Here is a 23,735-nt window from a genome sequence, read left to right as displayed (position 1 = left end):
CATTAACCACTACGCTTACTTTGTGCGTTCTACAGACATCTGAGCCAGCGCAATCAAGGCATCTTTGTACGGTGAGTCAGGCACAATCGAGAGACTGTTAATGGCCATATCCACTTCTTTATTGGCACACTGACGGGTGTATTCCAACGCACCGGTTTGCCTCATGATCGCCTGAATACGTTCCAGCTGCGGTAAGCCGTTGGCTTTTTCAATCGCATCTTTAATCAGCGTACTGTCCTGTTCGCTCTGGGCATGCCACATGGCGTATAACAAGGGCAGGGTTGGTTTACCTTCGGCCAGGTCGTCACCCACATTCTTGCCCATCTCGTCGGCATCAGCCGCATAGTCAAGAATGTCGTCTGCCAGCTGAAAAGCCGTGCCTAAATGTTTACCGTAGTCCTGCATGGCGGTTTCCAGTGCCGCATCTTTATCGGTTAACACCGCAGCCAGCTGAGTCGCCGCTTCAAACAGGCGAGCGGTTTTACCATAAATCACATCAAAATAACGTGCTTCGCTGGTATCCGGGTCGTTGCAGTTCATCAACTGCAACACTTCACCTTCAGCAATTTGATTGGTAGCCTCAGACAGAATTTCCATCACGCGCATACGCTTAAGGCTAACCATCATCTGAAAAGAGCGGGTATACAGAAAATCGCCGACCAGCACGCTGGCCTGGTTACCAAAAATGGCATTGGCGGTTTCCCGGCCACGACGCAGCGTAGACTCATCGACCACATCGTCATGCAGTAACGTGGCGGTATGAATAAATTCAATGATTGCCGCCAGAGTATGGTGGTCGTTGTTGTCAATCTGCATCGCGCGAGAGGCCAGAACACTGAGCAGCGGGCGCAGGCGTTTGCCGCCGCTGTTTACAATGTAAAAACCAAGCTGATTAATAAGACTGACTTCTGAGTCGACTTGTTGTTGTATGAGTTTATTTACCGCCAGCATATCATCGGCGGTAAGCTCTTGGATTTGCTCTAAGTCCATATGCATCAGCAAAAATAAAACAGGGTACAATGGGTTTGCAGCCGATTGTACCGGAATCACCCGCGACTGCCACCTGATTATCTCAAAAAGCTGTCAGTCAGCATGTAAATTATTTTCACACCGATGCTTTATTAGACAGATTGATGTTTTTGCGCACCGGTGAGGCGGATGCCGCCGGGATCCCTGTTTGTACAAGATTTGTACCGGGATCGTGAGTTGCGATCCTGCGATCTGATGGGATCGCGACAGGGCAAAGGAAGGGGGCTAAGTCCCCCAAATTTGCCAATTTTCAGGGAGATATTTGTTCACTTTGTTGGCATTTATGGTATTTTTGTGAACCTGAACCAGCGGATTAGTGAAGCGATCCCGCTCCCGGCAAAAAAGAGTCACTTTTTATGCAATTCGGGGTTGTGATTTGCGGATGTTTCACGTACAATTCGCGCCCTGTTTTTTGAATTGAAGCGTCTAAAAGAGACGCAGAGCGGAGTAGAATATGTACGCGGTTTTCCAAAGTGGCGGTAAACAGCACCGTGTGGCTGAAGGCCAGACCGTTCGTCTAGAGAAGATCGAAGTCGCGCCAGGCGAGACTGTTGAATTCGATAACGTATTGATGGTTAGCAATGGTGACGATGTTAAGATCGGTACCCCTTTAGTTGCAGGTAGTAAGATTACTGCTGAAGTTGTACAGCACGGCCGTGGCGAGAAAGTAACAATCGTCAAGTTCCGTCGTCGTAAACATTCTCGTCGTCAGGCGGGTCATCGTCAGTGGTTCACAGAAGTGAAAATCACTGGTATCAACGCTTAATAGGAGCACGAACACATGGCACACAAAAAGGCTGGTGGTAGTACTAAAAACGGTCGCGACTCCGAAAGTAAACGCTTAGGTGTTAAACGTTTCGGTGGCGAATCTGTTCTTGCTGGTAACATCATTGTTAGACAACGTGGTACTCGTTTCCACGCTGGTAACGGCATCGGTATCGGTAAAGATCACACGTTGTTCGCACTAAAAGACGGTAAGGTCCAATTCGACGTAAAAGGTCCTAAGAACCGTAAATTCGTGAACATCGTTGCTGAATAAGCGCGCACGAATACGCCTTTCAAGGCATGAAAAAACCCCGCGCAAGCGGGGTTTTTTGTTTTTGTAATAAATAACTTTTCGCTGTATTAACCCTAAACCTCAGACATTTAGGGAAATTCCGTGATGCTGATGATTGCCATTCCTGCTGCACAACAAGGGCGCGCTGGTGCGTGTACTACTATGCAGACTGGTATTAGTGTAAACTTAGCTTCTCTATATTGACGGACGCTGTCATTGCCCGTCACGGTGCAAACAGTTGAATGCCGGAGTAAGAAATGAAATTTGTTGATGAAGCTGAAATTCGTGTTGAAGCCGGGGATGGCGGCAACGGCGTAATTGGCTTTCGACGTGAAAAATATGTTCCACGGGGTGGCCCGGATGGCGGCGACGGTGGAGATGGCGGCAGTGTATATCTGGAAGCTGACGAAAACCTTAATACCCTGATTGATTATCGGTTTGAACGTTTTCACCGTGCTGAGCGTGGTAAAAACGGTCAGGGCAGTGATTGTACTGGCCGCGCCGGTGCCGACCTGACCATCAAGGTGCCAGTGGGTACCCGGGCAACCGATGTAGATACTGCTGAAGTGCTTGGCGATCTGACCCGCCATGGCCAGAAAATGAAAGTGGCCCAGGGTGGCTTTCACGGTTTGGGCAATGCCCGCTTTAAAAGCAGTGTAAACCGGGCGCCGCGCCAGAAGACCAATGGTACACCCGGTGAGATCCGTAGCCTGAAGCTGGAGCTGATGCTGCTGGCCGATGTTGGCTTGCTGGGCATGCCTAATGCTGGTAAATCGACCTTCATCCGTTCGGTGTCCGCAGCCAAACCTAAAGTGGCTGATTATCCCTTTACCACGCTGGTACCAAACCTGGGCGTTGTTCGACAGGACTCTCAGCGCAGCTTTGTGATTGCCGATATCCCGGGTCTGATTGAAGGGGCCGCGGAAGGCGCCGGCCTGGGCATCCAGTTTTTGAAGCATCTTGAGCGTTGTCGCGTACTACTGCATGTGGTGGATCTGCTGCCGATGGATCAGAGCGATCCGGCTGAAAATGCGAAAAAGATCTCAGCAGAGCTGGAAAAATACAGTCCTAAACTGGCCGAGAAGCCACGTTGGTTGGTTTTTAACAAAGTGGATTTGTTGCTCGAAGAAGAAGCCGACGAGCTGATCAAAGAGATTGTTGCCAAGCTGGAATGGGAAGGCCCTGTCTATCAGATGTCCGCCTTCCAGAAGCTGAATACCGATGCACTGTGCTCCGATATCATGAGCTTTATTGAGTCTCTGCCACCACCTGAAGAACAGGAAGTGAAGCAGGATGAAGAGATTGGCTTTAAGTGGAATACTTACCATGATAAGGCAATGGAAGAAGCGGATGACGATCTGGATGACGACGACTGGGACGATGACGACTACGACGTTGAAGTAGAGTACCGCAGATAAGTCCGAAACTAAGGTGGTTATGAAAATAGGTATGATTGCCGCGATGGCAAACAACCGGGTGATTGGGGCAGACAACAGTATGCCCTGGCATTTGCCCGCAGACTTACGGCACTTTAAGCAAACCACGCTGGGTAAACCTGTTGTGATGGGCCGTAAAACTTATGAGTCTATTGGTAAAGCGTTACCGGGTCGCCTCAACATTGTGGTCACCGGTCAGCGAGATTATTTTCTGCCTGATGCGACAGTGGTCGACTCGCTGGACACTGCCATTGCGGTTGCTGAAGCGATGGCCAATGGTGCTGACGAGCTGATGATCATTGGTGGCGGCAAGGTGTATGAGGCGATGCTGTCGCAGGCCGATACCCTGTATCTTACGTTTATTGATGCACAGGTCAGCGGTGACACTTATTTTCCTGATTATGAAGCCAGTGGTCACTGGCAGGAAGTCAGTCGCCATGCTCATGAAGCCGACGAGAAAAATCAGTACGGCTACAGCTTTGTTACGTTGCAAAAAGCTGACTGACGACCCGCTAGCTGGTTAACCTATGCAAAAGCCCACCGACTGGTGGGCTTTTTTGTGGACACAATTTTTCGTCTATTGCTTTCAAACCGTAATAGCTACCGCTAATTCATCTCCTGATTTGCGGAATACACTACTCTCTCTTTTCTTATCATTGATTTTACCAATTATTGTTACCAATATTCGGTACTGTTCAATATTCAAGTGGCGAGACTCTCTCAGACGCTCAACAAATTATTTGCATTACAGTCACTGTACCCGCTCGCCACTACTGTAAGCTATTGATAATGAAGTTATAAAATATCTACGCCATCGAGGGTGTACGTTACCGTGTAAATGATAAGTGAATGGTAAGTATAATTTGTCATGTGTTTTGGTTGACAGATTGGTATTATGTCTATAATTTAATCTCCATTCCGATTGGTCATTTTTATCATTCTGTAAGACAGATCGGTTTTACCAGATTATGTTCTGAAAGGCTGTCTCAGTAGTTTACTGATAGTGCTTTCAGGCTGAACTTCAGCATGTCAGACAGGTTAGGGTGTATATGATGCACCGCCTTGCTACTTTTAGGAGAGGATAATGTCAAAACCTACTATCGGATTTATAGGCCTGGGCCTTATGGGCGGAAACATGGTCGAAAATCTGCAAAATAAAGGTTACGACCTGATTGTAATGGATCTGAATCAAGAAGCGGTTGCTGCTTGTACTGAACGCGGTGCAAAGGCCGCAGAAACAGGTAAAGCCCTGGCGGAGGCGGCAGACATTATTATGTTGTGCCTGACAACATCCACTATCGTTGAGAAAGTGCTGTATGCAGAAGATGGCGTGATAGCCGGACTCAAAGAAGGCGCAGTGGTGATTGATTTTGGTACCTCAATACCAGCATCTACTCGAAAGATTGGTCAGGACCTGGCTGCCAAAGGCGTGGGAATGATCGATGCACCGTTGGGGCGTACGCCTGCTCACGCCAAAGACGGCAAACTGAACATCATGGCCTCAGGCGACAAAGCAACCTTTGAGCGCGTGAAACCGGTGCTGGATGAGCAGGGCGAAAATGTATTTTATCTGGGCGCACTTGGCGCTGGTCACACTACCAAGCTTATTAACAACTTTATGGGGATGACCACGGTGTGTGCTATGTCACAGGCGTTTGCCGTAGCTGAAAAAGCCGGTGTTGATCGCCAGCAACTGTTCGAGATTATGTCTACCGGTCCATCCAGCTCTCCGTTTATGCAGTTTTGCAAAAACTATGCGGTTGATGGTGTCAGTGACTTAGGTTTCTCCATTGCAAATGCCAATAAAGACCTGGGGTACTTTCTGCAAATGGTCAGTGATCTTGGTACTGAGTCTAAGATTGCTCAGGGCTCTTCTGCCAACCTGCAAGCAGCATTCGATGCTGGTATGGGCGAAGGTAACGTACCGGAGATTTTCGACTACTTTGTCAAACTGAACAAGTAAGTTTAACGCGACTGACCGTGGTTCAATGATGTAACCGGCGGTCAGTCTGAGTTTTCCCAAGCCTGTGTGCCCTACAAGCAGAGGGAAAAGTGATGCGGTGGCAGAAAGCAAAATAACAACAACTCATTGCTTTCTGCATGTCACTTTCATTGCCTGAAAAGAGTGATTTATGCGCCAATACCTAATGACGATCTGTGTGCTTTGCATTGCATGTTTAAGTATGCCGATTCATGCCACAGAGTACCGGGTGGATAGCCAGCGAGCGTATCTGGATATTGCCGGTAAGTTAAAGCCTGGTGATACTGTTATTTTAAAAAACGGTGACTGGAGCGATTTTGAAATTCAGTTTAAAGGACAGGGAACCGCAGACCGGCCGATTACGTTAACCGCCGAAGAAAAAGGACAAGTCCGGTTAATCGGGAAGTCAAACCTGAGCCTGAGCGGCGAGCACCTGATAGTATCAGGACTGGTGTTTACCAACGGATATACTCCCAGCAGTGCGGTCATTTCCTTTCGTACCGCTAAAGACAAACTGGCTTTTCACTCCCGTGTTACCGAAACTGTCATTGACAGCTACAACAATCCCGATAAGCAGGAGTCGGATTACTGGGTTGCGCTGTATGGTCAGCATAATCGTTTCGACCACAATCACCTGACAGGAAAACAAAACCGTGGAGTCACCGTGGCGGTTCGTCTGGACAGCAAGCAGAGTCAGCAAAACCACCACCGTATCGACCACAATTATTTTGGCTACCGCCCCACCTTTGGATCCAATGGCGCTGAAACACTACGCATTGGAACTAGTCACTATTCACTCACAGACTCACACACTCTGGTGGAGTCTAATTACTTTGAGAAAACAAACGGCGAAGTAGAGATTATCTCTGTGAAGTCGGGCAACAACATATTGCGTAATAATGTATTTTTTGAAGCGCAGGGCACACTCACGTTGCGCCATGGCAACGGTAATCTGATTGAAAACAATATTTTTCTGGGCAATGGCGTGGAGCATACCGGCGGTATCCGGGTTATCAATAAAAACCAGGTGATCAGAAATAATTATCTTGAGGGGTTAACCGGGTATCGTTTTGGTAGCGGATTAACGGTTATGAATGGTGTACCTGACTCACCCATCAACCGATATCATCAGGTAGACAATGCGCTGATTGAAAACAACACACTGATAAATGTGGATAACATTCATCTGGCAGCGGGTAGTGATGCAGAACGTACTGCAGTGCCTGTAAACAGTGTGATGCGCAACAATTTAATAATTAATGACCAGCAACAACCCTTTACGGTTTTTGACGATATCAGCGGCATTGCTTTTTCCGGTAACGTCATCAATAAGCCGGTAGATAAGACAATGAAACAGGGTTTTACCCAGCAAAAGGTGAAACTGCAACGTAATACGAGCGGGCTGATGCAACCTGTAGACAAGGTGGAAGCAGGAGCAAGCCAGTCACTGACCAAACTGGGCAAAGCAGAAACCGGGGTTAGCTGGTATCCCAAAAAACCGGCTCAAATTCCATTTGAATCTGGCAGCATTCACCGTATTGAGGCCAGTGCTGATGCCCTGGTGAAAGCGATTGAGCAAGCCGACGACGGTGATGTACTGGTGCTCAAAGCGGGTCAGTACATTATTCCTAAATTGTTAACCGTTAATAAAGTACTCACGATCAAAGCTGACTCGGCTGACACCGTTAAGCTGTCATTTCAGCGCACCGCGCTGTTTGAAATTCACGACGGCGGTAGCCTGAAACTACAGAGGCTGACTATCAGTGGGGTGGAAAGTCCTGACTCAGCAGGCAATAGCGTGGTGCGTACAAAAAAGTGGGGAATGCTGAGTAACTATCGCCTGGAGATACTTAACTGTGTGTTTCAGGATATTAATATCAATCATTCGTTTGATGTATTCACATCAGGCAAAGGCGCATTTGCAGATAACATCATTCTGACCGACAACACATTTAACGATATTACCGGTGATATCCTCGTGCTTAACAGAGAAATTGAGGACCTGGGCATTTACAACGCAGAATATGTCACGGTAACCGGTAACACATTCAGTCAGGTGGATGGCGCGCTGGTGAAACTGCGTCGCGGAGGCACTGACGAAAGTACTTTCGGGCCTCACTTTACGCTAACAGAAAATACCCTGACAGGAGTGGGAACCGGCTCGCGCAACAAGACTGAGGCATCTGTTTTTTTGCATGGAGTACAGGTGGCAGATATCAGCGCGAATACCTTCACAGATAGTGCGCCAATCAAAGTAGAGCATACCGTGGGTGAACCTGAAACCCGGATTACGAAGAACACATTTGCCCGCACACCCGAGCCAGCAGTCGAAGAGCTTCGGGTAACCGGCTCCCATACTGCCACCATTCAAAATAACAATATTGTAAAAGGCAAAGGAAAATAACTATGGCCAGAATCTCTTTTTCCCGCGTGCTCCCAGCCCTGGCTGTGGTATGTAGTGTGTTGTCTTTTCCGGTCCTTGCCGAGCATCCGAATCTGGTTATCACCCGTCAGTCTGTGGCGGATATGCGCAGTGCTATTTCGCAGCCAGGTCGCTTTACCGATGCTTTTGAGGCGTTGCAACAGCAGGTCGATAAAACGATGTCCATGCCGGTAACGGTTCCGGTGCCCAAAGATGGTGGTGGCGGTTATACCCACGAAAGGCATAAAAAGAATTATCAGCAAATGTATAACGCCGGGCTGGTTTATCAGCTAAGTGAAGACAAAAAATACGCTGATTATGTGGGCTCAATGTTAGTGGCCTACGCCGAGTTATATCCTACGCTGAATGTTCATCCCAAACGTAAGGAAAACGCGCAGAACCCGGGCAAGCTTTTCTGGCAGAGCCTGAACGAAGCAATGTGGCTGGTTTATACCATTCAGGCTTATGACATGGTTTATGATGCGCTGGCAGAAGATAAGCGCAGGATGATTGAAAGTCAGTTGCTTAAACCCGTTGCCTTGTTTCTGTCTGAAGGTCAGCCGTCAACTTTTAATAAAGTGCATAACCACGGTACCTGGGCCACTGCAGGGGTAGGTATGGCTGGCTATGTGATGGATGAGCCAGAATGGGTAGAAAAAGCCCTGTTAGATTTAGACAAATCCGGTAAAGGCGGCTTTCTAAAGCAATTGGATAAGCTTTTCTCGCCGCAGGGGTATTATAACGAAGGCCCTTACTATCAGCGCTTTGCGCTGCTGCCTTTTGTTACTTTTGCTAAAGCCATTGAGAATAATGACCCTGAGCGTCATATTTTTGCGCATCGCGACGGGGTATTGCTGAAAGCTATCGATACCACGATACAGCTCAGTTATAACGGGCTCTTTTTTCCACTCAATGATGCGATAAAAAGTAAGGGAATTGACACTATCGAACTGGTGCATGGTGTCACTGTGGCCTATGGACTCACAGAAGATCCCGGGCTGCTGGATATTGCCCAACAACAGGACCGCATTATTTTATCCGGTGACGGACTGAAGGTGGCTAACGCACTGGACAAGGGCCTGGCTGAACCATATGAATTTAAGTCTGTGGCTTATGGTGATGGCAGCGATGGAACACAAGGCGCTTTAGTGGTCATGCGTGGGCAGCAAGAGATCGAGCAGGCAGTGGTATTTAAGCCAGCCTCACAAGGTCTTGGGCATGGCCATTTTGATAAACTGACCTGGCAGTTTTATGACAAAGGCGCAGAAATTGTGTCAGATTACGGTGCTGCCCGCTTTTTGAATGTTGAAGCAAAATACGGCGGTCGGTATTTACCTGAAAACGAAACATACGCCAAGCAAACCGTAGCCCATAATACGGTAGTGGTGGACGAAGCCAGTCACTTTAACGGCAATGTTAAGACCGGTAATGCGAATGCACCAAAACTACATTTTTTTGAGACCAGCGAGAAAGGTTCGATAGCAAGAGCGTCTATTAATACTGCTTATCAGGATGTCAGCCTCGACAGAACCATGGCACTGATTAACCTGCCCGGAATGAATCAGTCCCTGCTGCTGGACATATTTTCCGTCGATGCTGACCAGCCACACCAGCTCGACTTGCCACTGCATTATAAAGGGCAACTGATTGAAACCAGTTTTGAGCTGCAAGCCAGTACGCAAACCTTACACACCGTGAGCGATAAAAATGGCTATCAGCATCTTTGGCTAACCGGTCAGGGTATGCCAGAGCGAGGACTGGCTAAAGTGTCCTGGCTAAATGATAACGGTCGTTTTTACACGCAGACCAGCCTGGCTAATGCCGATGAGAACTTTCTGTTTACGCAGTTGGGGGCAGGCGATCCGAATTACAATCTGCGTCAGGAAAGTGGCTTTATACGCAGGGTTTCGCAGGCTAACAAACATCAGTTTGTATCGGTGCTTGAGCCGCACGGTGAGTACAACCCGTCTGAAGAATATACGCTGAATGCCAGTAGTCAGCTTAATGCGCTAAGTATTGAGCAGAAAGATTCATTAACGTTGGTTTCACTGACGTTTGCCGGGCAGGACTTTGTTGTTGCTATCAATAGCGAGCAGGCATCAGTCCCAGTCACTTTCACCCTTCAACATTCATCTTATACCGCGCGTCAGCACCTTGAGGTTTTTGCGGTCGGTAACCATCAGGAGTAAATCATGAACAAGCAAAGCGAACTGTTTTTATTTGGTAATGAAACTGAAGTGGAAGATCTTGGTGGTGGACTTAAACGTCAGATGCTGGGATACAACGAGGAGTTAATGGCGGTCAAAGTATTCTTCGACAAAGGCGCAGAAGGCTATACCCATAAACACCGTCACTCCCAGGTAACGTTTGTGGTGGAAGGTGAGTTTCACTTCAGTATTGATGGCGAAATGAAAGTACTCAAAGCGGGTGACAGCTGCCTGATTCCACCGTATGCAGAACACGGTGCAGTTTGCCCAACCGGTGGCATCCTGATCGATACATTCAGCCCGCCCCGGGAAGACTTTCTTAAGGAGTAGCTATGAAACTGCAGGGTTTACGCTGGTGGGTAATCGCGCTGATTGCGCTGGCTACTATTATCAATTATATCGACCGTCAGGCGCTTAGCGTCTTGTGGCCGGCAATACAGGAAGACCTGTTTCCGGATAAAACCGCGCTGGAGCGAAAGCAGATTTACGCCAATATCTCTATTGTGTTTGTTTTTTCCTATGCGTTTGGTCAGGCTATTTTTGGCAAAATATTTGACTGGGTAGGCACGCGAATCGGTTTTGTGCTGTCTATCGGGGTATGGTCTTTGGCCACGGCTGCACATGCTTTTGCACAGGGTATGCTGTCATTTAGTTTTTTCAGAGCCATTCTTGGTATCGCAGAAGCAGGTAACTGGCCGGGTGCGGCCAAAGGCAATGCAGAATGGTTCCCGGTTAAAGAAAGAGCGTTTGCGCAGGGCTTATTCAACTCAGGGGCGGCGATTGGGGGGATCGTGGCTATTCCGATGATTGCCATGCTGACGATTTACTTTAGCTGGCAAATGGTATTCGTGGTGGTGGGCTTACTTGGCCTGCTGTGGCTCATTCCCTGGCTTATCGTTGTAAAAGCTCCCCCGGGAGAGCATCCGTGGATTACCGAGGAAGAACGAGAATATATTCTTACTGGCCAGAAGCGCAGTAAGAATGCGGATGGCACAGAAAATACCGATGAGGAATATAACCCTGATACTGGCGAATTGCTGACCCGCAAAGAAAGCTGGGGCGTCATCATCGCTTCGGCTGCTATTGACCCTATCTGGTGGTTATTTGTCTTCTGGATTCCCATTTATCTTAACGAAGTGTATGGCATGGATGTCAAAGCCATCGGTATTTATGGCTGGGTGCCTTATGTAGGCGCGATGTTTGGTGCGTGGTTTGGTGGCTTGCTGGCACAGAATCGACTCAAAGCCGGCTGGAGCATCAACAAAACCCGTAAGCTGGTTATCACACTTGGCTGCCTTATTATGCTACCGGCACTGCTGGCAATGGCAGATCCGGGACAACCACACATAGCCGTTATGATTATGGCGGTCATTCTGTTCGGTTTTCAAACTGCGATTGGCAATGTGCAAACCCTGCCCAGTGATCTGTTAGGTAAAAAAGCCGTTGGTACGCTGTCAGGTTTTTCCGGCATGGCGGCCAAGTTAGGCGCGGTGGGTTTAACCTCACTGGTACCCTGGCTAACGGCGGGTGGCAATTATACACCAGCATTTGTTATCGGCGCATCGCTGGCCATTATCGCCATGCTGGCAGTCTGGTTACTGATTCCCAATGTTGCGCCGCTTAAAAAGCGTTGATGACTGACTCAGAACACAGGAAAACAAAAAAATGCGCGCAATTTATTTTTTAGGTGAGTGCATGGTGGAGCTCAGAGGAAGCCATAACAGTACCTTCGAGCAGTCATTTGCCGGAGATGTTTACAACTCTGCGGTATACCTTAAACGTGCTTTCATGTCGCTGAATACCGGCCTTATTACAGCGGTGGGGCATGATACTCTCAGTGATAAAATGCTCCAACAATTTGCTTCGGAGGAACTCGATACCCACCTGGTGTTCCGGCATGATGAGAAAGTGCCTGGTATGTACCTGATTGAGCTGGACGATAAGGGTGAGCGCAGCTTTGTGTACTGGCGAAGTGACGCAGCCGCCCGGCAGATTATGCAATTTTTAAATGCAGCGTCCCTGGCCACTATCAAGCCCGGAGACAGCCTGTTTTTTTCCGGAATCTCACTGGCTGTCATTGACGAAAGCGACCGGCGACAATTCTGGCGTGTGGTTAAGCAACTTCAGCAAGCCGGGGTGAAAATTATCTTTGACCCGAACTATCGGGCCCGCTTGTGGCGAAGTCCTGCTTACGCCGCCGAGCAGTACAATCAGGCATTTGCCGTGGCTGATATAGCATTACCTGGCGTGGAGGATCTCAGTGAACTGTATGGTATTGATACGGCTGAAAATGCCATTGCTTTTTGTAAGACATTCGAAATCAGTGAAGTGGTCGTTAAAAACGGGCCAGAATCAGTGCTGACCTGGTCGGATAATCAAATGCAGACGCATACCATTTGTCCGGTTAGTCATGTTGTCGATACCACTTCTGCCGGCGATGCATTTAATGGTGTGTATCTTGGCGCCAGAATGAATAATAAATCGGTTGCAGAGGCGGTTCAGCTAGGGGCCAGAGCAGCAGGCACAGTCATCCAGCATCCTGGAGCCATTATTCCTCTGCAGATATTCAGTCAGGCAATGAAGTTCAACGAATAAATGCTTAGTAACCCAAAAGTGGGCATTGTGCGCGTGTCGACCCCACATGCACAGTGCCTGCTTTCATCCAGCTGTTTAATGTTCAAAATTGAGAAAACCAATGACCCCATTTTCATCTTTGATGTCGAGTCAGACATTGCTCCCGATCATCCAGGCTAATTCGCCAGAGGAAGGCGTTAATATTGCCAGAGCGATGGCAGAAGCCGGGCTCAAATTAGTCGAAGTAGTATTACGAACACCGTCGTCGCTGGCTGCGCTAACCGCTATCAAAACACAAGTGCCGGAGCTGATGGTTGGCGCCGGAACCGTATTAAATGACGATATCTTAAGCCAGGCACTGGAAGCCGGATCCGATTTTATTGTGACTCCAGCGGTATCCGCGCAACTGCTTGAGTCATTGAGCAAAGTGTCTGTGCCTGTCTTACCCGGTGTATCAAATACCGGCGAAATACTACTGGCCAGAGAATACGGTTTTACCGAGCAAAAATTGTTTCCGGCACAACTGTCAGGAGGCACAGCCTTTTTATCGGCAATTTCTTCGGTATTTCAGGATGTCACATTCTGCCCTACCGGCGGAGTAAATCAGAATAATAAGCAGGACTTTTTAAGCCTGCCCAATGTTTTTGCTGTTGGCGGAACATGGATTAGTCCCAAAGTCATGGTGGAAGCTGAGGACTGGGCTGGCATTACGCAGGCTTGCAAATTGGCAAACCAGTAACAAAGTGAATCTCCCCCGGTTTACATCGGGGGCTGCTTATTCACTTTCATGGACTTTGCACTATTCAGTCACGCCCACCTTTACCCTCACTTTGTTGTTATCTCGTCATTTTGGTCAACCAATTAAGGTGCGATAATTCATGAGCATATGATTTTATTCAATGCTTAAGATATTCTTACAATAAGCTTTTACTAAGCCGTTGTTTCCCTTTGGTTCTCTTTCCAGTGCATCTAATTTTGCCATTTTTAATGGCTTCGGAGGATGTAATTGGTAATAACAATATTAATTTAAATTTGAAAATTAATTAACCATTTTGTTGACCTTTTGCTGGATTGGTTGTAAATATTGGGTAAATGATTTGTAAGTGCCTGTTGGGATGTAGTGGTACTGCAAAATTTCTTCAGGTCATACAGGACACAGCAATGGCACACAAATTATCCAAAATTACTCTGGTCATTCTTTCTGCTACCGCAGCAGGATTATCTGCTCAGACTTCAGCTCAGGAAGCTGAACCGCAAAATACCCAGGATGTAGAAGTGATCGAAGTTTCAGGTATTCGTGAATCGCTGACTACCGCCCTGGCCGAAAAGCGATCATCAGATAATCTGGTCGAAATTATCCAGGCCGAAGATATTGGTAAATTACCTGATCAGAATCTGGCCGAGGTACTGGAAAATGTGACTGGTATTCAAATAAACCGGACTGCCGGGGTGGGCACGGGTGTTCAAATTCGCGGAACCGACGCCAACCGGGTTGAAATAAACGGGGTATCTACAGTGGGCTCGGGGGCTGGCCGTGGCGGGATCAGTTTTGAAGATATTCCTGCCTCACTGATTTCTGCTGTTGAAGTGACCAAAGCACCGGAAGCAAAAACGATTGAAGGCTCGGTGGGTGGTACCATCAACTTACGAACCCTTCGCCCATTACAGCTAAGTGAGCAAATTGCTGCCATCCGATTACAGGGTGAGTACAGTGACTTGTCGGCAGATGAAGATGTGATGCCACGCTTATCAGGTACCTTTGGAGATAACTGGGAGACAGATTTTGGAAAGTTTGGTGCGGTATTCAGTGCCAGTTATGTTGAACAGGATGTGACTGCGTTTTTACCGCGTGTAGACCGGGACGGTTTGGTGCTGCCTGATGATACCGGCCCCCATGTTGTTGATGATCCTTACCTGCGTGTGCAGTTCTTAAATCAGGATTATGACAATATTGAATATGAAACAAAAAACGTAGCAGCCTCTTTTGAGTGGGCACCCACACAAAATAGTAAACTTTGGCTTGATACCATTTATAACGATCAGCAGCGCTCTCAGGAAAGTTACCGGGTGCAGCTATCCGGGGTAGCGGAAACTGCCGAGTTTGCCAATATTACCAGCTTTGAAACAGTGAATCTGGGTACGCTTGATACACAAAACGGTGTGCGTAACCTCGGCTCAGTACTGGCAGCCACTGCGGGCGTTATGGATTACGATCCGAATAACCCCAGAGGCGATGCAAATATGCGTTTGTCGACTGATACTGGCTCACGGGTTACCGAAAGCACGATCACCCGTTTCGGGGGAGAGTGGTACGGTGAGACATTTAAAATCAGCTCTGAAATTTCCTATTCAGATGCAGATTCATCCAATCCAGACTTTTCCACGACACTCGACTTTATCAACCCGCGTACGGCTCAGCCCGATGAGCTGGAATCTGTCGATAATGCGGTACCGACAGCGTTCGACCTGACCAGTGGTGCACTGACATTTGGGTTACTGGAAGGTAGCGCCTATACGCCCTCGCAGGCTGAACTGCTTGATCCGGCTAACTATGCCTTGCGCGACGTCAACATTGGACAAGATGTCACCAAAAATGAAGAAACGGCGTTTCGGGTAGACTTTACCTATTATGTTGACTGGGATGTCATCACTGCAATTGACATTGGTTATCGCTATAATAAAACCAGCAGCTTTAATCAGGATCAGGGACAAAGTACCCGTCTTCGAAATTATCCTGAACATGCCAACCGCCCGACCGGCGACCTGTTTGCTGATGTACTGGTGGCGGGCCCCACAAACTTTAACGATGCAGATGATCGTGAGTTATACATTCGCGATTTCTTACTGGTTAATCCGGAATTATCGTTTACCGACTCTGATGCCGTGCTATCTGCATTTAATAATGCGATTACCGCTGCCAATGCAGCATCTGGAGACAGTATCCCCCTTATCGGAACGCCTGATGTTGAGCAGTTGTCTCTGTTTGATATTGATGAAACCACTGATGCCCTGTATGCCCAGGCCACTTTTGAGTATGGCTTTTTTCGCGGTAATTTTGGTGTGCGCTATATAGATACTACGATTGAGTCGACAGGGAATGCCAGCCTGAACGGCGATATTGTATCGGTGACCACAACAGGTGACTATGATTACTGGCTACCCCGAATCAATGTGGTGGCAGAACCCTATGATGATGTTCTGGTCCGTTCTGGCTGGGGGAAAGATATTAACCGCGCCAGCTTTGATAACCTGTCTACTTCAACCACATTCCCGGGCAGCTCCAACGATGCGGTAGAGCGGGGAAATCCTGATTTATTACCCGAAGAAGTTACCTCTTTTGATATCTCTGTCGAATGGTATTTTGCTCCGGCCAGTGTGCTCAGCGTTGGCTATTTTCACAAAGACCGTACCAATCTGTTTACCCAGATTACTCAGGAGCCAGCGGCAAATATTGTCGATGGACAGGTCAACCGGGATACCACGGATCCCTGTGAAGATGGCGGTGTTTTTAACCCGGTTGCCGACTATGGGGTCAATGCGCCCGGCGAAGGCAATGGGATTTGTGTACCGTTTCGTTCAACTTTCAATGGTACAGGCTCAACCACGCAATCAGGATTTGAATTTGCGTTTCAGTCAGACTTGTCGATGTTTGAAAAAACGCTGGGCTGGGCATCAGGCTTTGGTGTAATTGCCAACTACACCATTCAGGACTTTGAGTCAGGCGATGATTTTCTTAATGTGGACGGCGGAAGCCGGGACATTTTTAATCAGCTGGACCCGTATGTAGATGCCGATTTGAGTAATCTTACGCAGCGAAATATTTTGCGAAACTTTTCCGAAAATGCCTATAACATCACGATTTTCTATGAAAAATATGGGTTGTCTGCACGGGCCAGGTATACGTGGCGAGACGCATTTCGCTCCAGCGACGATGACTTCTTTGGCCTCGATATCGTTCAGGAAGCCCGTGGTCAGCTGAATATGAGTGTTAACTATGACATTAATGAGCAGCTGAATGTGGGTCTGGAAGTCATCAATGCTACTCAGTCTGATGCAGAGCAGTCCTGTATCAACGAGGGCGCACTGCTATGCTTCCAGGATCTGACTGACCGACGAATTCTGGCCGGCGTAAATTATCGCTTCTAATCATCAATCAATAAAAAAGCGAGCTAGTAGCTCGCTTTTTGCTTTACGGGGGGCGTAAGACGCCCCTTGAAAGATTGATTACTGGGTTAAATGAGAAATGGAGTACAACCCCCGGGTTTCATCTGTTTTACGTTTGATCTCTTCCAGGGCTTTAGCTTCACTGGCATCAAATAAAGCATTAATCAGACGATTAAAGTGATTGTGCATCGCTTTTCTTGCCGCAGCAGTATCATGCTTGGCAATGGCCTCGTAAATCGCCGTATGCTCAAGTAAACGTTGTTCTTCACCGCGGGAGCAGACATCTTTATAGGATGCTATTATCTGAGGTTCGTTACGGCGTAAATTCCACAGATTCTGAATCGTCATTACCATGGCATTATTGCGGGTCGACTGTGCGATGATTTCATGAAAGCGCTGATCGGCTTCATCCGCTTTTTCGGCTGACTGCATATCTACCAGCGTTTGTTCCAGGGCTTTTAGTTCGTCGTCCTGAATGGTTGCTGCCGACAATGCGGCTGCTTCTGCTTCAACCAGCGCGCGAGCCTGGGTCAGTTCAAAAGCACTGATCGACTTTGCAGGCAGAGCCGACTTTCCGTTATTGATAACAAAGACACCGGAGCCGGTTTTTACCTCTACGCGCTCACGAACTTCCAGAGCAATAACGGCTTCCCGGATAGTGGGCCGGCTCACGCCGTAGGCTTCGGCTAACTCTCTTTCAGCCGGCAAGCGACTTCCTACCGGATACACACCCTGATCGATGAGAGCTTCCAGTTTGTCTACCACCGTCCAGAAACGTCTGCGCCTTTTCATTGTTTTCCCCTAATGTCGCAACATGAGTCAGTAATGGATTTCACTGTATTTAATGATTATAGAGAGTATCAGAATATTGGTAAATTTATATCTGTTAATTGGTAAACACTTTTTGCAAAGTAAGATGGAGTAAAAACACGCAGGAGCTTACAGATAAAGGCAGTTGCAGCCAGCAGATTGGTGAATCAGCCCTGTAGTGCGTGCCGGTCAGGCACGCACTTTAGCGATTTAATTCACTATCTAGGTCATCGTCACAAATTCTTCGGCGCTGGTCGGGTGAATCGCCACGCAGCTATCGAAGTCGGCTTTGGTTGCGCCCATTTTCATTGCCACACCAAAACCCTGCAGAATTTCATCCATACCGTGTCCGATACCATGCAGGCCCACCACTTTTTCGTCCTTGCCCTGACAAACCAGTTTCATTTTGGTGGCCTGGCGATGACGGGTCACCGCTGTGTACATCGCAGAAAATGATGAGGCGTAAACCTTGATATCATCTTCGCCATATTTGTCCTTAGCTTCTTGTTCAGTCAGGCCAATCGTGCCAATCGCCGGGTGGCTGAACACGACAGTGGGGATCAGAGAGTAATCCAGATGAGCGTCTTTCTGGCCGTTAAACAAACGCTCACTGAGCAGACGGCCGGCTTTAATCGCTACCGGCGTAAGTTCTGCATTTCCGGTAATATCACCAATGGCGTATACACCTTCAGCATCGGTGTTCTGGTATTTATCAACCAGCACATAGCCTTTGTCGTCGGTTTTTACTGACGTATTTTCCAGGCCGATATTGTCGGTGTTAGGCGAGCGCCCGATAGCCCAGATCAGACAGTCGGTTTCCACCACTTCGCCGCTGGTCAGGGTCACATTAAGCGCGCCACTATCCAGTTTCTCTACTTTCTGAACACCGGATTGTTTATGCAGGGTCGGGCCTTCCTGCTCAATAATCTCGACCAGGGTCTCGTGAATAATCGGATCAAAATGACGCAGTGGCGCATGATGTCGGATTACCAGGTCGGTTTTGGTGCCCAGGCTGCACAGTACCCCGGCCAGTTCTACCGCAATGTAACCGGCGCCAACGACCAGAGCCCGTTCCGGTTGTACTTCCAAATCAAAGAAACCATCTGAATCGATGCCATACTGCGCTCCTTCAATATCCGGGAAGTTGGGGCGCCCGCCGGTGGCAACCGTGATATGCGGGGCACTGATATGCTCTCCGTTCACTTCCAGCGTGTGGTCGTCAATAAATTTGGCATACCCGTGAATCACCGTAATATCGTTATTGCCCAGCACCTTGTCGTAAGAGGCATGAATACGCTGAATATAAGCGCGGCGGTTGGCTACCATGACCGGCCAGTTAAACTGGTTCAGCGTGACATCAAAGCCGTAATCTTCAGAATAGCGGTTAATGGCTTCAGCCACATTTGCCCCAAACCACATGGCTTTTTTAGGTACGCAACCTACATTGACGCAGGTCCCGCCAATCAGGTTTCCTTCAATGATAGCGACTTTTTTGCCATGTTTGGCCGCACGGTTGGCTGAGGCAATACCGCCACTACCGCCGCCAATACAGATATAATCAAATTCTTTCATAATGTCTCACTGTCAGGTTTGGAGAAATACACCGGCATACCGGTAAAAAAATAACCTATTTATTGGTGCATTTGGCATTTAAGCATTACTTTTACTATATGCATACCGGGATTAAAACTAAATGCCACTTACTCACATAGATAATCGGGCCGAACTGCGTATTACCAACACCTTGATTGATACCATGTGTGAAACTGACACGGTGGCGACCTTTTTAAGCGCCACGGTTACCACGTTGGTCGACAACGGTGTGGCACGCTGGGGGGCGTGTACACCGCACTGGAAAAACCCGTTAACGGTCCATCAGATGACCAGTGTCTATGTGCGCAACAGTGGCTGGCAAAGTGGCTATGAAGGCTTATCGTCTGCCTGCCGCAGCATTCAGAAGGTGCTTGCGCCGGGTCAGGAGCAAGGAGTCAGTCTGCTTGAAGATAACCGTCTGCTGGTGTTTCGGCTAGCCGATAAGTTTGACCCTGAAAACTGGCTGATATTTGAACTGGAGCCAGATGCCAATTTGTCGCCGGCAATATTTTCTCGCTGGCATCGGATGATTCAGCTGCGGCTCAATGATTTACGCCAGCACGCCGCGTTTACCCAGTGCCAGAATCGTATTGAAGAGATGTCACGGGGGCTGGCTGAAACCATGGCGCAACTGGTTCAGGCTGAGAAAATGTCTGAGCTGGGTAAGCTAACCGCCGGTATCGCCCATGAAATTAACAATCCTATTGGCTATATTCGCTCAAATCTGGAATCGATGACGGCATATACCACCACGTTTCGGTTTTTGTTTGACCAGGTCAGGGAACTGGCTGCCCAGCATCCTGAGTGCGCCGTAAAGATGCAAACCCTGTTTAACGAACATGACTGTGAGTTTTTGCTTGAAGACTGCGAAGAGATTGTAGATACCAATCTTAAAGGGATTGACCGTATCAGCGGTATCATCAGCGATCTGTACGCATTCTCACGCCGGGCCGACGGCAACTTTAAACCGATGGAACTGAAATCTGTCATTCAGCGCTGTCTGAATCTGACCCGCAGTCGCTTTGACGAAACCCATCATATCGAGCTCAAAATTCAGACAGAGGATACGCAACTGGAAGGGGACCCAACGCAACTTGAGCAGGTTATCGTAAACCTGATGGTGAATGCCTCGCATGCCATGCCCGGTGGTGGTGAACTGACTATTCAGGTGGATGACGAAGCCAGTGCGCAGCGCGACTGGCTGGTGATAACCCTGACCGATACCGGTAAAGGAATGGAAACTGCCACGCTCAAGCGTGTATTTACGCCATTTTTTACCACCAAACCCAAAGGGCAGGGGACTGGTCTGGGCTTGTCTATTTCGCAGGGAATTATTCACAGTCACGGTGGCACCATTGAGGTGATCAGTGAGGCAGGAAAAGGCACCACGTTCACAATTCGCCTGCCCCGAGCTCATGAGGCGTCTGCCGTTAGCTCAGACTGACGGCTCCGGCTCTTCTGTGGTTTGTGCTTCAGGCTTTATCAAAATACTGAATGGTATACCTTTTTCTTCTTCAAATTTGGTCAGCTTTTCAATCGTACTGGCGGTAAATACGTGGCCTTCGGGTAAAATAAGCAGATGATTTTCATTATACAGGTTGGCCGCCAGTACCATGCCCTCTTTAAGCTGTTTCGCGTTAAATGAGTTTTCAATATATTTAGGGTGGCCGACTTCTTCTGAGTTCAGCAAAATATCCAGCACTTCGGCGTCATAGCGGGTATTACGGTGCTTTTTAAGCTCCAGCTTGGCATCTCTGGGCGTCATATCAATGCCAGTCTGTCGTCCGGAAACCAGCCGCCAGTAATCTCTGGCTACCGCCAGAATTCGAGCGCCAACAGGTATTTCTTTGGCCACCTTGTTGTATAGCCCAGACCCATTGTAATGCTCAAACTGGTATTCAATAATATCGCAGACCGGTTGCAGGTGAGCCGCCGGTGCCAGAATCAGGGCAGCCTGGCGGGTTTGCGATAAATAGGCTTTTTGCTGCTGATAGTTAAGTTTGGCAAACGCAGGTTTAAATTCTTCCGGCTCCAGCCCCAGACAGCCAAGCTCACAGATGAGCCCGGCGTATTTGGTCACTTTAATGGTTTCTTTATCACAGCCGGCCTGATGCGCCAGCAAACCCGCCAGTTCACTGACCTCAATGGCAAACTTACCGTTAATTGACGGATTTATACTGATTACGTTAAACAGTACCTGTTCCAGCGCATGGTTATTTTTTTCTATCCGATTGAGCGCCGCTTTTATTTGCTTGGTGCGCTTTTGAATGGTCTGCTCCTGCAGTGCATTAATATCTTTGAGCTTTTTATTCTGAGCCCGGGTCAGCAGTTGCAGGCGTTCATTCTCGTCTTTAAGCTTAACCCGCTCCAGACCCTCTTCAATGGTATTGATAAGCTCCTGATTATCCCAGGGCTTTTGCAGATAACGATGAATTTTACCCTGGTTAACCGCTTTGATCGTGGAGTCAATATCGGCGAAGCCGGTCAGCACCACCCGAAATGTATTCGGGTACTTCTGGGCTACCTGTTCAAGTAATTCAGCTCCTGACATATGAGGCATTTTCATGTCAGAAATCACCACATTGACGGTGTTGGTCTCAAGCAATTCCAGTGCCTTCATGCCGCTTTCAGCCAGCAGCATATTGATATCCATTTTAAACAGTGCCCGCTTGATGGCACGCAGAATATTCGGCTCGTCGTCCACGAACAACACGGTGTATTTTTTCGCTTCTGCTTGTGTTGGGGAACTCATTGATTCTCCTGAACGAAGTTACTTATCAAGGGTTAATTAGAGTGTAGACCGAAATTTTAAATAAAACAGGGCCAGAGTAAGCTTCAGGCAAGACTGTCTTCTGTCTCTTTCTCATTGCTGGTGACAAGCGGCAGTCTGACGATAAACTCGCTACCCTTACCTTCCTGGCTTTCGGCGCTAATGGTGCCGCCATGTTCTTCAATAATGGTGTAGCTGATAGACAGTCCCAGCCCGGTTCCTTTACCTTCAGGTTTGGTGGTAAAAAACGGATTAAACAGTTTATCCAGATGCTCCTGCTTGATGCCGTGTCCGGTGTCTGTGACCCGAATACTGAGCATGTCTTCTTCCACGGCGGTTGTGATTGTAACCATGCCTTGCTTCTCGGTGGCTTCGATGGCCTGACCGGCATTGATAAACAGGTTGGTCAGCACCTGGGTAATCTTGCCCACATTGATGGTCACTGGTGGGATATCGCTTAATTTCAGTTCTACCGTGCAGATATATTTAAGCTGGTTATTAACCATGCTCAACGTAGTACGAATAACATCGTTGACAGACACCGCCTGACGCTCATCACTGTCGACCCGTGAGAATAGTTTCAGGCCTCTGACAATCTCACCCACTCGCTCCAGACCTTCGCCGGACTCTTCAATGAGCGGGCCTATATCTTCGTTGATAAAGGCAATATCAAGTTCATCAAAGATATGCTGTAGTTGTTGCCATTGCGCCGGGGTAGGCGCGTCATTGTCCAGCGCCTGACTTAACAGACCGATGATACGTTGATATGCCGCGATATAGTCGGCCAGCGTTGAGATGTTGGAGCCCACAAAGCCCACCGGGTTATTTATTTCATGGGCCACGCCTGCGGCAAGCTGACCAACAGATGCCATTTTTTCCGCCTGCAGCAATTGCGCCTGGGTTTCCTTAAGCTCTCGATTAGCCGCTTCCAGCAAGCGGGTTTTATGCTGCAGCAGACTGGTACGCTTCATCACTTCGCTTTCCAGGTTCTTGTTCAGCGCTTCTAAATCCAGTTGGGCTTGATAACGGCTGTCTGAGGTGGCTTGCAGGGCATCGCTGAGCTCGTTAAAAGCCAGCGCCAGCTGCGCCAGTTCGCCTTTGCCTGTTAGCGGGATACGGGTTTTGGGAGGGACTCTTTGTTCCACCGATTGACGGATATCGCGGGCGCCTTCGCGCAAAATAGTGAGTTTACGATTAATCACATGACTGAGATAGCGGGTGGCCAGACTCACCAGGAAAACCTGTACAAACCCGGCACCAATTGCCAGTACCATCAACTGTTCAAAATAGCTGTCAAATGCTGCGCGTGACAGCCCGATGGTGATACTGCCGGCGATGCCATCCGCTGTGGAGTAGGGCACATTGAGTACTTCCCGCTGGCCAGGAGCAATGTTGGCGGCCTGCTGATTAAGCAGAGCCATGCCTTTATTGTCCAGCACAGTGAACTGAGCCAGCTCAAACGTCGACATATAATCCTGGGCATGCTCGGCCAGTTCGCTGATATTCTTTTGCATCAGTTGCAGGCTGTTATCACGGGCAAAAGTGCTGGCAATATGCCGGGCTTCAAGGGTCAGCTGGCGGCTACTCCATTCCTGCTGATAGCTGGCAAATATGGCCAGCCCACCGGCCAGTACCAGAGTCTGGATCAGGGCAACCACCACAATGACTTTCCATTGAAAACTCAGTCTCATC

The 23,735-nt window shown here is 48.4% G+C and carries 18 protein-coding genes; 13 read left to right on the top strand and 5 right to left on the bottom strand.

The genetic code is table 11. The features are described 5' to 3' along the window. Positions 1-15 precede the first annotated feature (15 nt). On the bottom strand, positions 16-990 hold the full coding sequence (gene ispB, locus EZV72_RS16110; RefSeq protein WP_137168188.1) for an octaprenyl diphosphate synthase: 975 nt from the start codon (positions 988-990) through the stop codon (positions 16-18). Positions 991-1,483: 493 nt separating this feature from the next. Here ispB and rplU point away from each other — a divergent pair, with 493 nt between their 5' ends. The 12 genes from rplU to EZV72_RS16050 all read left to right on the top strand — a co-directional run bounded on the left by rplU (position 1,484) and on the right by EZV72_RS16050 (position 16,852). Beyond that, the gene (gene rplU / locus EZV72_RS16105) at positions 1,484-1,795 is read left to right on the top strand and encodes a 50S ribosomal protein L21 (protein WP_137168187.1); all 312 of its coding nucleotides are present in this window, start codon (positions 1,484-1,486) and stop codon (positions 1,793-1,795) included. A 15-nt stretch (positions 1,796-1,810) separates the two neighbouring features. After that, complete coding sequence (gene rpmA / locus EZV72_RS16100; RefSeq protein WP_137168186.1) at positions 1,811-2,068, top strand: 50S ribosomal protein L27; 258 nt, start codon at positions 1,811-1,813, stop codon at positions 2,066-2,068. Positions 2,069-2,343: 275 nt separating this feature from the next. Further along, entirely contained in the window at positions 2,344-3,504 is a 1,161-nt protein-coding gene (cgtA, locus tag EZV72_RS16095) for an Obg family GTPase CgtA (RefSeq protein ID WP_137168185.1), read from the top strand. 19 nt (positions 3,505-3,523) lie between these two features. Further along, complete coding sequence (gene folA / locus EZV72_RS16090; RefSeq protein WP_232364446.1) at positions 3,524-4,027, top strand: type 3 dihydrofolate reductase; 504 nt, start codon at positions 3,524-3,526, stop codon at positions 4,025-4,027. Between the two features lie 579 nt (positions 4,028-4,606). After that, positions 4,607-5,485 carry an NAD(P)-dependent oxidoreductase gene (locus EZV72_RS16085; protein WP_137168184.1) on the top strand — a complete coding sequence of 293 codons (879 nt, stop codon included), beginning with the start codon at positions 4,607-4,609 and terminating at the stop codon, positions 5,483-5,485. A 169-nt stretch (positions 5,486-5,654) separates the two neighbouring features. Beyond that, positions 5,655-7,907, top strand: coding sequence for a polysaccharide lyase 6 family protein (locus EZV72_RS16080; RefSeq protein ID WP_137168183.1), 2,253 nt, complete (start codon positions 5,655-5,657; stop codon positions 7,905-7,907). Positions 7,908-7,909: 2 nt separating this feature from the next. Further along, positions 7,910-10,114, top strand: coding sequence for a heparinase II/III domain-containing protein (locus EZV72_RS16075; protein ID WP_137168182.1), 2,205 nt, complete (start codon positions 7,910-7,912; stop codon positions 10,112-10,114). Positions 10,115-10,117: 3 nt separating this feature from the next. After that, positions 10,118-10,462 carry a cupin domain-containing protein gene (locus tag EZV72_RS16070; RefSeq protein ID WP_137168181.1) on the top strand — a complete coding sequence of 115 codons (345 nt, stop codon included), beginning with the start codon at positions 10,118-10,120 and terminating at the stop codon, positions 10,460-10,462. A gap of 2 nt (positions 10,463-10,464) precedes the next feature. Beyond that, the gene (locus EZV72_RS16065; protein WP_137168180.1) at positions 10,465-11,766 is read left to right on the top strand and encodes an MFS transporter; all 1,302 of its coding nucleotides are present in this window, start codon (positions 10,465-10,467) and stop codon (positions 11,764-11,766) included. A gap of 31 nt (positions 11,767-11,797) precedes the next feature. Then, entirely contained in the window at positions 11,798-12,727 is a 930-nt protein-coding gene (locus EZV72_RS16060; protein ID WP_137168179.1) for a sugar kinase, read from the top strand. A gap of 100 nt (positions 12,728-12,827) precedes the next feature. After that, a complete protein-coding gene (eda, locus tag EZV72_RS16055) occupies positions 12,828-13,445 on the top strand; it encodes a bifunctional 4-hydroxy-2-oxoglutarate aldolase/2-dehydro-3-deoxy-phosphogluconate aldolase (RefSeq protein WP_137168178.1) in 618 nt (205 codons plus the stop codon). A gap of 422 nt (positions 13,446-13,867) precedes the next feature. Further along, positions 13,868-16,852 carry a TonB-dependent receptor gene (locus EZV72_RS16050; RefSeq protein ID WP_137168177.1) on the top strand — a complete coding sequence of 995 codons (2,985 nt, stop codon included), beginning with the start codon at positions 13,868-13,870 and terminating at the stop codon, positions 16,850-16,852. 78 nt (positions 16,853-16,930) lie between these two features. Here EZV72_RS16050 and EZV72_RS16045 read toward each other — a convergent pair whose 3' ends face one another. Next, positions 16,931-17,662 carry a FadR/GntR family transcriptional regulator gene (locus EZV72_RS16045; protein ID WP_137168176.1) on the bottom strand — a complete coding sequence of 244 codons (732 nt, stop codon included), beginning with the start codon at positions 17,660-17,662 and terminating at the stop codon, positions 16,931-16,933. A 240-nt stretch (positions 17,663-17,902) separates the two neighbouring features. Beyond that, complete coding sequence (gene gorA, locus EZV72_RS16040) at positions 17,903-19,252, bottom strand: glutathione-disulfide reductase (RefSeq protein ID WP_137168175.1); 1,350 nt, start codon at positions 19,250-19,252, stop codon at positions 17,903-17,905. Positions 19,253-19,373: 121 nt separating this feature from the next. On the opposite strand from gorA, the gene EZV72_RS16035 reads away from it, so the two are divergent. Continuing rightward, a complete protein-coding gene (locus EZV72_RS16035; protein WP_137168174.1) occupies positions 19,374-20,717 on the top strand; it encodes a sensor histidine kinase in 1,344 nt (447 codons plus the stop codon). On the opposite strand, the gene EZV72_RS16030 is transcribed toward EZV72_RS16035, so the two are convergent. Together EZV72_RS16030 and EZV72_RS16025 are read right to left on the bottom strand one after the other, a co-directional pair. Then, a complete protein-coding gene (locus EZV72_RS16030; protein WP_137168173.1) occupies positions 20,709-22,025 on the bottom strand; it encodes a response regulator in 1,317 nt (438 codons plus the stop codon). The two genes, EZV72_RS16035 and EZV72_RS16030, sit on opposite strands and share 9 nt — an antisense overlap. An 83-nt stretch (positions 22,026-22,108) precedes the next feature. After that, a complete protein-coding gene (locus EZV72_RS16025) occupies positions 22,109-23,734 on the bottom strand; it encodes a sensor histidine kinase (RefSeq protein ID WP_137168172.1) in 1,626 nt (541 codons plus the stop codon). Position 23,735: the final 1 nt, after the last annotated feature.

Origin of the sequence: Salinimonas lutimaris, assembly GCF_005222225.1 — a bacterium.
Lineage (GTDB): Bacteria > Pseudomonadota > Gammaproteobacteria > Enterobacterales > Alteromonadaceae > Alteromonas > Alteromonas lutimaris.
The sequence above is the reverse complement of the archived record's forward strand: the minus strand, read 5'-3'. Positions and strand labels throughout refer to the sequence as shown.

Excerpts from the sequence above, each read along its gene's own strand:
- ispB (WP_137168188.1), bottom strand. The coding sequence starts at position 990 with ATGGACTTAGAGCAAATCCAAGAGCTTACCGCCGATGATATGCTGGCG.
- rplU (WP_137168187.1), top strand. The coding sequence starts at position 1,484 with ATGTACGCGGTTTTCCAAAGTGGCGGTAAACAGCACCGTGTGGCTGAA.
- rpmA (WP_137168186.1), top strand. The coding sequence starts at position 1,811 with ATGGCACACAAAAAGGCTGGTGGTAGTACTAAAAACGGTCGCGACTCC.
- cgtA (WP_137168185.1), top strand. The coding sequence starts at position 2,344 with ATGAAATTTGTTGATGAAGCTGAAATTCGTGTTGAAGCCGGGGATGGC.
- folA (WP_232364446.1), top strand. The coding sequence starts at position 3,524 with ATGAAAATAGGTATGATTGCCGCGATGGCAAACAACCGGGTGATTGGG.
- EZV72_RS16085 (WP_137168184.1), top strand. The coding sequence starts at position 4,607 with ATGTCAAAACCTACTATCGGATTTATAGGCCTGGGCCTTATGGGCGGA.
- EZV72_RS16080 (WP_137168183.1), top strand. The coding sequence starts at position 5,655 with ATGCGCCAATACCTAATGACGATCTGTGTGCTTTGCATTGCATGTTTA.
- EZV72_RS16075 (WP_137168182.1), top strand. The coding sequence starts at position 7,910 with ATGGCCAGAATCTCTTTTTCCCGCGTGCTCCCAGCCCTGGCTGTGGTA.
- EZV72_RS16070 (WP_137168181.1), top strand. The coding sequence starts at position 10,118 with ATGAACAAGCAAAGCGAACTGTTTTTATTTGGTAATGAAACTGAAGTG.
- EZV72_RS16065 (WP_137168180.1), top strand. The coding sequence starts at position 10,465 with ATGAAACTGCAGGGTTTACGCTGGTGGGTAATCGCGCTGATTGCGCTG.
- EZV72_RS16060 (WP_137168179.1), top strand. The coding sequence starts at position 11,798 with ATGCGCGCAATTTATTTTTTAGGTGAGTGCATGGTGGAGCTCAGAGGA.
- eda (WP_137168178.1), top strand. The coding sequence starts at position 12,828 with ATGACCCCATTTTCATCTTTGATGTCGAGTCAGACATTGCTCCCGATC.
- EZV72_RS16050 (WP_137168177.1), top strand. The coding sequence starts at position 13,868 with ATGGCACACAAATTATCCAAAATTACTCTGGTCATTCTTTCTGCTACC.
- EZV72_RS16045 (WP_137168176.1), bottom strand. The coding sequence starts at position 17,662 with ATGAAAAGGCGCAGACGTTTCTGGACGGTGGTAGACAAACTGGAAGCT.
- gorA (WP_137168175.1), bottom strand. The coding sequence starts at position 19,252 with ATGAAAGAATTTGATTATATCTGTATTGGCGGCGGTAGTGGCGGTATT.
- EZV72_RS16035 (WP_137168174.1), top strand. The coding sequence starts at position 19,374 with ATGCCACTTACTCACATAGATAATCGGGCCGAACTGCGTATTACCAAC.
- EZV72_RS16030 (WP_137168173.1), bottom strand. The coding sequence starts at position 22,025 with ATGAGTTCCCCAACACAAGCAGAAGCGAAAAAATACACCGTGTTGTTC.
- EZV72_RS16025 (WP_137168172.1), bottom strand. The coding sequence starts at position 23,734 with ATGAGACTGAGTTTTCAATGGAAAGTCATTGTGGTGGTTGCCCTGATC.